This window comes from Fodinibius sp. (genome assembly GCF_034521915.1).
GTDB lineage: Bacteria > Bacteroidota > Rhodothermia > Balneolales > Balneolaceae > Fodinibius.
On record NZ_JAXHLU010000004.1, the window covers coordinates 348,027 to 361,563 of the forward strand.

Sequence of the window (13,537 nt, forward strand, 5' to 3'; positions counted from 1 at the left end):
TATTCTTATTTTAAATATCCTTGCGGTAATTAACAGCCATAATATGAAACTCTGTTTTAATTAATCGTCGTATCTCCATCTTTCCACTCGATGGTTGTTTCTTTATCATCGTCAAATTTATCAACAGAACGAATCCATTCTTCGTTTTGCCAGATACGTGTGTATCCCTGTTCAAGAGCAAAATTGGGATTTTTGAGCTCCAATCGGTGACGCAAGCCCTTCAGTTTATCGCGCTTTTTCATGAAATGTACTTCACGCCGATGACGGATACGATCTATCAAACTATTTACTTTTTCGTGACTGCTTTCAACTTTTTGCTGAACCACTTGCAGGGCGTGTGATTGTACCAACTGCTGAATACGTTCTTTTTGTTCAGTAGTTCGCTCTTGGATGATATCGTGCAGTCGCGTAGTCAGATCATCGGCAAACATACGTACTTCGTTGATATCCGGGGTAGCCAGAATTGCAGCCTGTGTAGGCGTGGCAGCCCGGGCATCGGCCACAAAATCGGAGATACTGAAATCCACTTCGTGCCCCACAGCGCTAACGGTTGGAATGCTGCAATTAAATAGGGCACGGGCTACCGCTTCCTCATTGAACGGCCAAAGATCTTCCAGCGACCCACCGCCCCGACCAACGATGAGCAAATCCACATTTTGCTCTTGAGAAAACCAGTTGATGGCTTTTACCAGTTGCGGGGCCGCATTTACGCCCTGCACGCTTGCGTGATGGAGCAACACTTCGGCCACCGGCCAGCGGCGTTGCAGCGTATCGCGGATGTCATGAAAAGCTGCTCCCGTAGCAGAGGTAATAACGCCGATTTTAAAAGGGAATTTTGGTAACGCTATTTTGTGCTTGTCATCAAAAAGTCCTTCTTCTTTAAGTTCCTTTTTGAGCTTTTCGAAGGCTTCCTGCAGCGCACCTTTGCCTGCTTGCTCCACTGATCGGACGATAAGCTGGTATTTTCCGTGTGGCGGATAGACCTGAATATCACCGCCGGCAATAATTTGTTGTCCGTCTTCGAGCTCAATGCCCAGCCGTTGATTAACGCCCCGCCAGATCACAGCCGAAAGCTGAGCATCTTCATCTTTGATTGTAAAATAGGTGTGTCCTGCCCGGCTGGTAGAGGCATTGCTAACTTCACCCTCTACTTTGATATCGAGGAAGTTACCTTCGAGCAGAGTTTTTATTTCATCGGTTAATTCTGAAACCGAAAGTATTTGGGGAGTAAAAAGATCCGATTGACCCATTTTTTAATATAATTTTCAGAGGTCAGCATTCAGTAGTATCTTTGTTTTTCTGATTACTGATAGCTGACAGTAATTTGCAGGTTATTGAATTCTGTTGAAAACATGTATATTTGCTCACAAAAATAACGGAAAGTTTTTATGAGTTACACGCCTAATTTATTGCTACAAAACGTCAGGCCGGTCGGCAAAGATTTTGACGGTTCGCAAACGGTTGATATCCGTATAACGGATGGGAGTATTTCTGAGATTGGCACTGAATTGCATTCCCAAAAAGAAAATGAGACGATCTATGATGCCGACGGTTCTTTTGTTTCGGGTGGATGGATGGATATGCACGTGCATCTGCGTGAACCCGGTTATGAGCATAAAGAGACAATAGAAACCGGTTGTGCGGCGGCGGCTTTCGGGGGATTTACCGAAGTGGCTTGTATGCCTAATACGAATCCGCCAATTCATACCCGGGATGTTGTGGAGTTCATTAAGAAAAAATGTGAGCAATTACCGGTAGAAGTACATCCCATCGGCTGTGTTTCCAAAGAGCGGGAAGGCAAGTCGATTGCTGAGATGGGCGACATGAAAGCGGGCGGTGCGGTAGCGTTTAGTGATGATGGTGATCCGGTTTATAATTCACAGTTGATGCGCGTAGCGCTGGAATATTCCTCGATGCTGGAAATGCCAATTATCAATCACGAGGAGGATTTGAAGCTTTCGCGACCGGGGCACATGCACGAGGGAAAAGTTTCGGCGCGGCTCGGAATTGAAAGTACTCCCGGCATTGCTGAAGAAACAATGATTGCCCGAGATATTCTGCTGGCCGAATTTACCGGCGGACATATTCACGTTGCGCATATCAGTACGGCCAAAGCAGTGGACTTGGTGCGACAGGCCAAGGCCGATGGCATCAATGTAACGACCGAAGTGTGTCCTCACCATTTTGATTTGACGGATGAGGAAATTGAGCGACGCGATTTCGATACCAACGTAAAAATGCATCCCCCGTTGCGAACGCAGGAAGATGTGGATGCCATGATCGAGGGACTGGCCGACGGTACTATCGATGCAATTTGTACCGATCATGCGCCCCATGCTATTGAGGAAAAAGAAGTGGAATTTATCTATGCTCCCAACGGAATTATCGGCTTGGAAACGGCCTGGGCAGTGAGTGTAAAACGCCTGTTGGATTCGGATATCTTAGATTTGCAAACGTTACTGACAAAATTTGTGGAAAAGCCGCGTGAGATTTTGAATCTCGATATCCCAAAAATAAAAGAGGGTGCAAAAGCTAACTTGACCTTTTTTAATGTGGATGAGGAGTGGACGTTTAATGAATCAACCGTACGATCGAAATCCAAGAACTCTCCCTATTTAGGGGAAAAATTAAAGGGACGAGCTGAAGCAATTTATAATAACGGCCGATTGGTGATCAATGAAATTTAATTACAGAATGAAACGGCTGCTTATACGTTATTGAGTTCTAAATTCGAATTGATGGCATTTCTTTTGGATCGATTTTTTCTGATAACTGTATTTATTGTACTGCTTGGCATTAGTGGGGTTTCAGCGCAACATGTGCCGGATGCAGAATTTGGCAGTATACCTGACTCGTTGTTTCAGATGCAGCAACCGGGTAATGATACGCCCTATAGGATTACTAATAAAGAGCTGGATGTATCATTTCAAGAGGCAAATGAGTCAATAGTAGCAGTGCTGGAACATCATATTCGGATTAAGGTTTTCGATGATTCGGTTCGCGAAGCCTCGGTTGTTGCGATACCCTATTATTTTGATAATGATATGGAGCGCGTTACTTCACTTGAGGCCTATACCTATCTGCCTTCCGGCGAACGAGCGGCTTTGTCAGAGCAGGATATTCGTACTATCAATATCAATTCACGTTATAGCGTTAAGGAGTTTGCTATGCCTGCTGTTGTAGAGGGGGCAGTGATTGAATATCGTTATACGATTGAACGTCGGTATATTGAGGAGTTGCCCGATTTTTATCTCTCCCACGAAGTACCTACAGATAACGCCAAGCTCACGATTACTTATCCCAAATACCTGCGATATCAATCGTTTATCGAAAATTTTGAAGGCAAGATAAAACACGATGTGGTGTATACCGATACCAGCTCGGTCCCGAAAGTGTTTACGATTCCTCAACCACAGCCAATTGTCACTGAACGCTGGATGGCCCGGGATATTCCGCCTGTTAAAGAAGAGGCTTATATATCTACGTTGGATGATTACAGGGGTAAGATTAAATTTTTGCTCAGTGAATTTGGTATACCACGTCAGCAGCTCGAAAATAACTGGGAAGTTGTAGTGGCTCGTATCCGGGATAAAACGGATCCCTGGGAATCGATCAACAAGAATAGTGCAGCGAAAGTGAAGTCTGATTCTATTGAACAAGCGTTGGATATTGCACCCAAAAGACAGATTCAGGATAGTATTTATCACTATCTGAATAAGCGGGTTAATTTTTCAGGCCAGCATACGGCCTTTAGTCAAGCTTCGGGGAAGGAGGTGTTGGCCGGCGAATCTTCCAGTCAGGCGGCTATCAATCAGACCCTTGTTGCTATGCTTCGGGCTGCCGATATTGATGCTCATCCTGTGTTAATTTCTACCCGGAAGTCGGGAAAAATTAATATGGATTTTCCTTCTTTTTATCAGTTTAACGGGTTGATGGTTCGGTCAGAAATTAATGGAGAATCGTACCTGATGGATGCAGGATTTCCTTATAGTCAGCCGGGATTAATTCCTGTGGATACCTATGGCAGTCGTGGGTTGGTGCTCAGAAAAGATGGATACGAATGGATCGATATAAATCCTGATAAAAGTCTTTTTGATATACAGGTTCAAATTGATGGTCAGCTCGAAAGAAATGGTACTATTAAAGGAACTGTAGATGCGGTGCAACAGGGCTATCCTGCCCAAATAATACGCCAAAAAAAGGCGGATGGAAACAGTGAAAGCGAGATTTTGCGTCAAACGCTTTTTGACGGATATCCTCAAATGAGAATCTCTGATATAAAAGTTAATAATGCAGAAAAATATGGACAGCCGATAGCAATTACGGCTGATTTTGAGATCGAAAACTATGCTACGAGTTTTACTGATGGACTTAAATTTCGTCCTTTGATTGTGGGGTATAGGAATGAAAATCCATTTTCGGGCCCCGATCGTAATCTGCCCATCACACTTGATGCCCCTGAAAAGCTTGACTTGTCATATTCAATTGAACTGCCGGCGGGCTACACCATAGCTGTTAATGATGACCGAACGATTAGGTTTTCAGGGGCGGAATTTATAGAACGTTATGATAATACATCGGGACAGCTCAATTATCGATATCAGATAAATATTGATCAGCGGAATTTTTCTGCCGATTATTTTCCATCACTATACAAGTTATACAACCGTTGGGTTGAACTCAGTAACAGCTCATGGCTTATCGAAGAATAACTGTTATCATAAAACTGATATCCTTGTAACAGAAATCTTTTAATGAAGAGAATATAATAATGCTGCTTGCTTTGGAAACAGCAACAAAAGTATGCTCTGTTGCTTATTGTGATGAAAATAGAAACGTTTATGAACAAAGGACCAACAAACGGGGTACGCATTCCGAACAACTTTTTCTTTTTATTGAACAATTGCAGAATGAGCACGATTTCGAAATAAAAGATCTTGATGCTGTTTTGGTAAGTGAAGGTCCGGGTTCTTATACGGGATTACGCATTAGTGCCAGCGCAGTTAAGGGGCTTCTTTTTCAAACTGAGGTGCCTCTGATGGGTATAAATACGCTGGCATCGTTTGCGATGCAGGCAACTCGGGAAAATCCCAAGGTTAATCGTATTCATAGTATTATAGATGCTCGGCGCGTGCATGTATATCACCAGCAATTTGTTTTTGCTGATGGAAATTTATCAACGGAGGATGAAGTGGAAGTGATTCCTATCAAGGCATTTGAAAAAATGTTAAGGAAGGATGATGTTGTCATAGGTACGGGATTAGATAGAATCGATCAGCAGGTATTGAGTAAGACCGGTACATTTGGTATTGATTTAATAACTGCAAGATCACTTATTTCGCTATATCAAGCAGGCTTTTCTGATTTTTATAAGCAAGATAATCCGGAATTATTTGAACCAAAGTATTACGCGTCAAATCAGGTAAATTAATATAGAATTTTTGCAATTTAGGTTCTGTAGATTCCTAAATTGCTTAAAAAAGTTTTGAGCAATTAAACAGAAGTCAGAAAAAAAATAATTATGAAAAAGTTATTAAAGCTAATTGCGATAGTTGGAATTACGGCTGTGATATTGTTCCCGGGTAATGCCAATGCCCAAAACGATTATTATTTCCCGGAAATAAATGAGAAGGAATTTAATGAACAGATTCCGTCGCCTGCACAGTTTTTGGGTTACGATATTGGAACCCATTATACGAGGCATGATCGCATTGTGGCTTATTTAAAGGAATTGGCTCGTATTTCGGATAAGGCAAGCTTTCAGGTTATTGGGGAGACCTATGAAAAGCGACCGCAAGTAATACTGACGATTACATCTTCAGATAACCACTCAAACATTGAGAAAATTCGAGAAGAACATCTTACCCTTCTTAATCCTGAAGTGCCCGCGTTGGAACCACAAGAAGGAAAGTCTATAGTGGCCCTGAATTACAGTGTGCATGGCGATGAGACATCTAGTGGCGAGGCAGCAATGCTGACGGCTTATTATTTAATTGCTAACCAAAGTGAGGAAACTCAGAAGTTTTTGGAAGAGTCGGTAATCCATATCGATCCTGCTCAAAATCCTGATGGCCGTGACCGTGCGGCTCACTGGCATAACAGTTATAAATCTTTTCCACCGGTCGCTGACCCCGCTGATGCTGAACATAATCAAGCCTGGCCCGGAGGACGAACAAACCATTTCCTGCATGACTTAAACCGCGATTGGTTTGCAGTTACGCAACAGGAGAGTGAAAATCGTATCGACTTTTATCATAAGTGGTACCCCAACGTGCAGATCGATTTTCATGAAATGGGAACCAACAGCACATATTACCTTGAGCCGACGAAGCCGGTTCGGACCTGGAATCCCATTATTCCGGACTATCACTATGAGGTCATGAATCCACTGCTGGCAGAGTACCAAACTGATGCCCTTGATGAACTTGGGGCATTATACTGGACGAAGGAGATTTTTGACAATATTTCGCCTATTTATGGTTCCACCTATCCTGATATTCAAGGTGGAGTTGGAGTCACTTTTGAAGTCGGCAGCTCTCGGGGACTGGTACAGGAAAGTGATGCGGGGAAAGTCACTTTTCGATCGACGATTCGCAAACATCTGCATACGGGTATTGCTACAGTTCGTGCCGCCGTTAATGAAAAACAAAAACTATTTAACTATCAGAAGGATTTCTTTCAGTCAGCCCTTGAAAAAGCATCCTCACAGCCTACAAAAGCGTATATTTTCGGAGATGCTGATGATCCTTCGCTAACGCACAAATTTTTGGATCTGCTGCTGAAACATCGTCTTGATGTTTATGAGGTAGATAGAGATATAGAACAAAGTGGTAAGGAATTTAAGGCCGGGAGCAGTTATATGGTGCCAACCGACCAGATCCATTACCGGGTAATCCATGATATTTTTGAGGCTAATACCTCATTTCCTGACAGTGTGTTTTATGACATTACCGGGTGGTCGCTGGTACATGGCTATGGCATAAAGTATGAGGAGTTGGAGTCGGATAACTTTCAGAATTTTCAAGGGAATAAAGTCTCGGAACTCCCCGAACGTAAGGGAATGGTTAAAGGTGGATCTACTGAATACGCTTACCTGCTGAAATGGTCGGATTATAATGCATCGCCGGCACTTTATGATCTTGCTTGATTCAGATCTTACGGTGCGTGTAGCACACAAACCGTTTACAGCAAATATAGGATCAAATAATAAAGAAGAATTTGGATATGGCAGCATCGTAATATCAGTGCGTGAACAAAGTATGAGCTCCACTGAACTATATCAGAAATTGCGTTCTGTAGCTAGTACTCATAATGTCACATTTTATTCTGTGGGTACCGGAATGACGCCGTCGGGTATTGATCTGGGAAGTACAAATATTAATCCAATAGACAAACCTGAAGTAGCTATGGTAGTGGGAGAAGGAACCAGCAGCTATGAAGTTGGTGAAGCATGGTTTTTACTTAACAAGCATGTTGGAATGGAGGTTACAAAACTTCGCAGTCAGCAGTTTGGCCGGACTGATCTGCAGCGATATAATACCATTGTGCTCGTTGATGGTAATTACAGTGACTGGGATGAGAATGCGGTGGAAAAGCTGAATCGTTGGGTAAATTCCGGAGGTGTGCTTATTACAAATGAAGATGCCTCGAAATGGGCAATTGAAAAGGAATTGGTCAGCGAAGATTTGATCAAGAGTTTCGAAGAAGACACCACCTCTAAAAAGCGTTATGATTACGAAGAACAGTCCGACCGATGGAGAGCAAAAACAATTCCGGGCACTATCCTGGAGGCTGATATCGACCCATCAAATCCCATTGCCTTCGGTGTGCCAGATCGCCGGCAGCTATTTATAAAGAGTAGCGATTTGTTTTTGAAGCAAAGTGAAAATCCCTATGGTACAGTTGCCCAGTATTTAGATGAACCTTTTGTAGGGGGGTATATTAATGATGAAAATCTGGAAAAAGTCAGCGGTACTTCTGCTATTGTAGTTCGAAGTGAGGGAAAGGGTAATGTGGTGTTATTTGCCGATGATCCCAATTTCAGAAGCTATTGGCACACAACCAGTCGCTTATTTCTAAATGCTATTTTCTTTGGTCAGAACCTTAATTTATAATGGGTAAAATGGTTTCTGGCAAATAGGCTGAAGAAATAAAAGATTTTAGCTTCGACCGATAATCATTATTTTTGAGAATCATTTAAAATGAAATAGGACATACATGGCTTGGTTTAAACGTAAGGACAAGAATATACAAACCGATCAGCGTAAAGAAATGCCGGAGGGTGTTTGGATAAAAGTACCCAAAACCGGTGAAACAGTGCACCGCCGAGAACTCGAGGATAATCTCTGGGTAGATCCGTTGAGTGGGTATCACTTCCGTATCGGGAGTGATGAATATTTCTCTTTCCTTTTTGATAAAGGAGAATTTAAGGAGATCGGCCAGGATATTGTTCCCACCGATCCGCTGGAATTTGAAGATCGCAAGAAGTACAGCGATCGTCTCGATGAATACCAGGAAAAAACCGGTAAGACTGATGCCGTGCGCGTAGGCATTGGCAAGATGAACGATCTGGATGTCGTGATTACGTGTATGGACTTTAATTTTATCGGTGGCAGCATGGGCTCGGTCGTAGGTGAGCGTATTGGTATGGCGATTGATCATGCCCGTAAAAATGAAAAACCTCTTATTATCATCTCACAATCGGGCGGCGCGCGTATGATGGAGAGTGTTTTGAGCCTTATGCAGATGGCCAAGACGTCAGCAAAGCTGGCGCAGCTCGAAGAATCGGGCGTTCCCTATATTTCACTGATGACGAATCCAACGACGGGTGGCGTAACGGCCAGCTTTGCAATGCTTGGTGATTTCAATATTGCTGAGCCGGAAGCCCTTATCGGCTTTGCCGGCCCACGAGTAATTCGTCAGACCATTGGTCGCGATTTGCCGGAAGGATTTCAACGCTCGGAATATTTACTTGAACATGGTTTTCTGGATTTTATAACACCTCGTCCCCAAATAAAAGGAAAGCTCACCAAATTGATTAAGATTCTACTCCATAAATACGAGGAGTAACATATTAAAACGCCATAATTTTATAGCTCTTCGCAAAATTGTTTAATAAAATGACTCTCCATGGTTTCGGAGCACCATTCTTAGTATAAAAATTATTTATTATGAAAAAACTGCTTCTAATTATTGTTGCAATAGGTTGGCTGATTCAGCCCGCCTTGGCTCAGGACAAGAAACAAATTACATTTGAACATGTCGTTGACCAAACGTTTTCTCCGGAAGAAATACGCAATGTAAACTGGATGCAAGACGGTCAGTTTTATACCGCTTTGGAGCGAACAGAAAACGATATCGAACTCCGTAAATACAACATTCTCAAAGGGGATTACGAAGTTCTCGTGTCAGCTTCTGATCTACAAGTTGAGGGTCGAGAGAAGCCAATTCCTATTCAGGGATACCAGTTTTCATCTGATGAAACGAAGATTCTGATTAAATCAGATGTTGAACAGATCTGGCGGAGAAGTACAAGGGAAAACTATTTTGTATATGATCTTGAAACCGGAGAAACACAAAAGCTGACGCAGTCTGATCAAAAGCAGCAGTACGCACAGCTCTCTCCTTCAGGAAACAAAGCCGCCTTTGTGCAGGATAATGATCTCTATTTGGTGGATTTAGAAAGCGGCGAAGAGAAGGCAATTACTGAGGATGGTAAATTCAATCATATTATAAATGGAGCTACCGACTGGGTGTATGAAGAAGAGTTCGGTATCGCCAAGGCGTGGTACTGGTCACCCGATGGAAACAAGATTGCCTTCTATCGTTTTGATGAATCGCATGTAAAAGAGTTTTTTATGACGGATTGGGGGGAGTTGTATCCCGGGTTGACGCGCTTCAAATATCCAAAAGCCGGTGAAGAAAATGCGATTGTTAAAATTGGCGTTTACGATCTGGAATCCGAGGAAACAACCTGGATGGATGTTGGGTCAGAGAACGATCAGTACATTCCCCGTATCAATTGGACGAAAAATCCGGAGATGTTGGCGATCCGCCGAATGAATCGCCTGCAAAATAAACAGGATCTGATGTTGGCTGATGTGAAAACCGGTGATACGGAGATCATCAAAACAGAAACATCGGATGCCTGGATAGATGTAAATGACGATCTAAAATTCCTGGAGAACGGGGAGCAGTTTATCTATGTAAGCGAGGAATCGGGTTATAACCATATTTATCTGTATGACATGTCCGGTGAGCAGATTCGCCAGATTACGAAAGGAAACTGGGAGGTAACCAATTATTTGGGGTATGATGAAAATTCGAATAAAATCTACTATGTAAGTACAGAAGAATCACCGCTGCAGCGCCATTTGTACAGCATCAATATTGATGGCAGCGGAAAGAAAAAGCTGAGTGATGGTGAGGGCTGGAACAGCGTCAATATGAGTCGTGATTATGAGTACTATATACAGACAACTTCGTCGCCCGGAAATCCACCAACCTATACCTTGCATGAAGGCGATGGTATGCAAGTTCGTGTTCTTGAGGAAAATGAGGTACTGGAGCAAAGGCTTTCGGAATATGCAATGCCATCAAAAGAATTTATTGAAATACCATTAGAGCAGGCTTCGCTCAATGGATACATCATGAAGCCTTCCGATTTTAATCCTGATAAGAAATATCCTACGCTGTTTTATGTGTATGGTGGGCCGGGAAGTCAGACGGTAACAAAGAGTTTTAGCTCAGGACAACGTGCTATGTGGCACAAATATATTGCCGAGCAGGGTTATATTGTGGTAAGTGTCGATAATCGCGGTACGGGTGCTCGTGGACGTGATTTTGAGAAGCAGCTCTATAAAAAATTAGGGCAGTACGAAGTAGTGGACCAAATTGATGCTGCCAATTATCTAACGGATACCTATGACTTTATTGATGAAGATCGATTAGGTATCTGGGGATGGAGTTATGGCGGGTATATGTCGAGCCTGGTGCTGGCACAGGCCAATGATCTTTTTGACACTGCTATTGCTGTAGCACCGGTTACAAACTGGCGCTTTTATGATACTATCTATACCGAACGATTTATGCAGACCCCACAAATGAATCCGGAAGGATATAAAAAAGGGTCTCCTCTTACCTATGCCGATCAGATTGAAGGCAATTACTTGCTGGTGCACGGCACCGGTGATGACAATGTTCATTTCCAAAATTCTGTCGAACTGGTAAATAAATTGGTGGCTGAAGGAGTTCAGTTTGAATCGATGTATTATCCAAATAGAAGTCATGGCATTTATGGAGGCAATGCGCGCAAGCACCTCTACAAAATGATGAGTAATTTTATTTTAGAGAATTTATAGTATGGGCCGAGTTCAATTTGCCGATTACGCAAAAATTTATGTTACCGGCGGTGACGGCGGACCGGGATCGGTTCATTTTCGCCGGGAGAAATACGTACCAAAAGGCGGACCCGACGGTGGTGACGGTGGCGATGGCGGTGACGTGATTTTGAAAGGGAATGAGCAATTGAATACGCTGCTTGACCTCCGCTATAGAAAATACGTCAATGCTAAAGACGGAGATCGCGGCGGCCCCAGTAAAAAGAAAGGTAAAGACGGAAAAGATGAGATCCTGGAAGCTCCGCTTGGCTGCGTAGTGTATGATGCGGATACCAAAGAACGTCTCGGTGAGATCACCGAACATGAGCAGGAAATTGTAGTGGCACAGGGCGGTAAAGGCGGATTGGGGAACTGGCATTTCCGAAGTGCAACCAATCAGACCCCACAGCATGCCCAGGATGGTGAAAAAGGAGATGAGCGCGCGATCGAAATCGAGCTTAAGCTCATTGCCGATGTAGGTCTCGTTGGATTTCCCAATGCGGGCAAAAGCACACTTCTTTCAACAATGTCTGGCGCCAAGCCAAAAATTGATTCCTATCCCTTTACGACACTTCAACCCAATCTCGGGGTAGTGACTATGCCCGATTATCGTACGTTTGTGATGGCGGATATTCCCGGTATTATCGAAGAGGCGCACGACGGGCGTGGACTCGGGATCCAATTTTTACGACATATCGAGCGCAATAACGTGCTACTTTTTATGGTAAGCTCGCAGCAGGATATTGAGTATGAATATAATGCGTTGCTCGAGGAATTGGAGCAATATCGGGCTGATTTGCTGGATAAACCACGCGTTTTGGCCATTACAAAGATGGATCTTCAGGAGAATTACGAGCTCGACGAAGAAAAAAAAGTTGATTTAGATATCCCAGTAGTTGAAATTTCGTCTGCAACCAACTACCATATAGATGAACTTAAAGAAATCATCTGGGAGAAATTACAAGAAATTGAATCAACAAGAGAAGACGTATAATCCGCCGATAAGAGAATTTGTCGCCTTACATTTAATGGATAATCTGGGTGCGCAGCGTATTCGTTTGCTGTTGCAAGCCGTAGAACATCCACAGCTTATTTTTCGCCTTGAGCGCCACGAGCTGCAATCTATTCATGGAATTGGCCCCAAGACAGCCGATGAAGTACTGGGTTTCAACGAGTGGAATGAGGTCGATCGCGTCCTTGAAAAGACCGAACGCACCGGCGCACAAATTATGACGTACTGGGATGATGATTATCCCCATTTGCTGCGCGAAATTTACGATCCACCGCTCATGCTCTGGATCAAAGGGGATCGCTCGGTACTCGATACCGATGCCATTTCTATTGTTGGTACTCGTCGCGTCGGGAACTATGGAAAGAAAATGGCCCAAAAATTCGCTAAGGAATTGGTTGACCATGGCTTAACAATTATTAGTGGATTGGCATATGGTACGGATGGAGCAGCCCATCAGGCCACAGTAGATGCCGGCGGAAAAACGGTGGCCGTTCTGGGATCGGGCATTGACTGGATTTATCCGAGTGATCACAAAGGATTGGCAAAAGCCATCGTAGAAACGGGTGGCGCAGTTATTTCTGAGTTTCCGCTGGGCACAGCTCCGGAAATGGGTAATTTCCCAGTTAGAAATCGGATCGTCAGTGGAATGAGCTTAGGAACCTTGGTAGTGGCATCGGGTTTGGAGGGAGGCAGTATGATTACCGCCAAATCGGCCCTGGATCAAAACCGGGAAGTGTTCGTTATTCCGCATCCGGTAGGTCATCCCAATGCTATTGGTTGTAATAGTCTTATTAAAAGAGGTATGGGAAAGCTCATCCAGAATGTTGAGGATATTCTAACCGAAATTCAGGTTCATATCCAGGAAAAGGAAACTGAATCAAATTCTGTAGATAGGCCCAGATCTTCTCAGAATAAATGGGAATCTATGGAGTTGGATAATCTATCAACAAGTATTTGTGAAGTGCTTACGGAACAACCGTTGCATATCGATCACCTGGCAGAGCGGTTAGAAATAGATACGCATAAACTTATGCCAAAGCTCTTGGAGCTCGAAATGCAGGGTGCGATCCGTCAGACGGCAGGTAAAAATTTTGAATTATTATAATCTGTTATTGTTTCTATTCGGTTTTTAAATTAGCCGTCAGAA

General features: G+C 43.4%; 10 protein-coding genes. 9 read left to right on the forward strand and 1 reads right to left on the reverse strand.

Features of this window, described 5'->3' with window-relative positions; translation table 11 throughout:
• Positions 1-56: 56 nt before the first annotated feature.
• Positions 57-1,250, reverse strand: coding sequence for an exodeoxyribonuclease VII large subunit (gene xseA, locus U5J89_RS04205; RefSeq protein ID WP_322574356.1), 1,194 nt, complete (start codon positions 1,248-1,250; stop codon positions 57-59).
• A 138-nt stretch (positions 1,251-1,388) separates the two neighbouring features.
• On the opposite strand from xseA, the gene U5J89_RS04210 reads away from it, so the two are divergent.
• The 9 genes from U5J89_RS04210 to dprA all read left to right on the forward strand — a co-directional run bounded on the left by U5J89_RS04210 (position 1,389) and on the right by dprA (position 13,495).
• Positions 1,389-2,687 carry a dihydroorotase gene (locus U5J89_RS04210; RefSeq protein WP_322574357.1) on the forward strand — a complete coding sequence of 433 codons (1,299 nt, stop codon included), beginning with the start codon at positions 1,389-1,391 and terminating at the stop codon, positions 2,685-2,687.
• A 30-nt stretch (positions 2,688-2,717) separates the two neighbouring features.
• A complete protein-coding gene (locus U5J89_RS04215; RefSeq protein WP_322574358.1) occupies positions 2,718-4,712 on the forward strand; it encodes a DUF3857 domain-containing protein in 1,995 nt (664 codons plus the stop codon).
• A gap of 71 nt (positions 4,713-4,783) precedes the next feature.
• Positions 4,784-5,431: a tRNA (adenosine(37)-N6)-threonylcarbamoyltransferase complex dimerization subunit type 1 TsaB gene (gene tsaB / locus U5J89_RS04220; RefSeq protein ID WP_322574359.1), complete on the forward strand. Its 648-nt coding sequence runs from the start codon at positions 4,784-4,786 to the stop codon at positions 5,429-5,431.
• Between the two features lie 90 nt (positions 5,432-5,521).
• Positions 5,522-7,147, forward strand: coding sequence for a M14 family zinc carboxypeptidase (locus U5J89_RS04225; RefSeq protein WP_322574360.1), 1,626 nt, complete (start codon positions 5,522-5,524; stop codon positions 7,145-7,147).
• The gene (locus U5J89_RS04230; protein ID WP_322574361.1) at positions 7,134-8,114 is read left to right on the forward strand and encodes a hypothetical protein; all 981 of its coding nucleotides are present in this window, start codon (positions 7,134-7,136) and stop codon (positions 8,112-8,114) included. Before U5J89_RS04225 ends, U5J89_RS04230 begins: the two co-directional genes overlap by 14 nt.
• Before the next feature lie 103 nt (positions 8,115-8,217).
• Entirely contained in the window at positions 8,218-9,069 is an 852-nt protein-coding gene (gene accD, locus U5J89_RS04235) for an acetyl-CoA carboxylase, carboxyltransferase subunit beta (protein WP_322574362.1), read from the forward strand.
• A 101-nt stretch (positions 9,070-9,170) separates the two neighbouring features.
• On the forward strand, positions 9,171-11,360 hold the full coding sequence (locus U5J89_RS04240) for a S9 family peptidase (protein ID WP_322574363.1): 2,190 nt from the start codon (positions 9,171-9,173) through the stop codon (positions 11,358-11,360).
• 1 nt (position 11,361) lies between these two features.
• Positions 11,362-12,372 carry a GTPase ObgE gene (obgE, locus tag U5J89_RS04245; protein WP_322574364.1) on the forward strand — a complete coding sequence of 337 codons (1,011 nt, stop codon included), beginning with the start codon at positions 11,362-11,364 and terminating at the stop codon, positions 12,370-12,372.
• Entirely contained in the window at positions 12,308-13,495 is a 1,188-nt protein-coding gene (dprA, locus tag U5J89_RS04250; RefSeq protein WP_322574365.1) for a DNA-processing protein DprA, read from the forward strand. The genes obgE and dprA overlap by 65 nt, the downstream gene beginning before the upstream one ends.
• Positions 13,496-13,537 lie beyond the last annotated feature (42 nt).

Excerpts from the sequence above, each read along its gene's own strand:
- xseA (WP_322574356.1), bottom strand. The coding sequence starts at position 1,250 with ATGGGTCAATCGGATCTTTTTACTCCCCAAATACTTTCGGTTTCAGAA.
- U5J89_RS04225 (WP_322574360.1), top strand. The coding sequence starts at position 5,522 with ATGAAAAAGTTATTAAAGCTAATTGCGATAGTTGGAATTACGGCTGTG.
- U5J89_RS04240 (WP_322574363.1), top strand. The coding sequence starts at position 9,171 with ATGAAAAAACTGCTTCTAATTATTGTTGCAATAGGTTGGCTGATTCAG.
- obgE (WP_322574364.1), top strand. The coding sequence starts at position 11,362 with ATGGGCCGAGTTCAATTTGCCGATTACGCAAAAATTTATGTTACCGGC.
- accD (WP_322574362.1), top strand. The coding sequence starts at position 8,218 with ATGGCTTGGTTTAAACGTAAGGACAAGAATATACAAACCGATCAGCGT.
- U5J89_RS04210 (WP_322574357.1), top strand. The coding sequence starts at position 1,389 with ATGAGTTACACGCCTAATTTATTGCTACAAAACGTCAGGCCGGTCGGC.
- U5J89_RS04230 (WP_322574361.1), top strand. The coding sequence starts at position 7,134 with ATGATCTTGCTTGATTCAGATCTTACGGTGCGTGTAGCACACAAACCG.
- dprA (WP_322574365.1), top strand. The coding sequence starts at position 12,308 with ATGAACTTAAAGAAATCATCTGGGAGAAATTACAAGAAATTGAATCAA.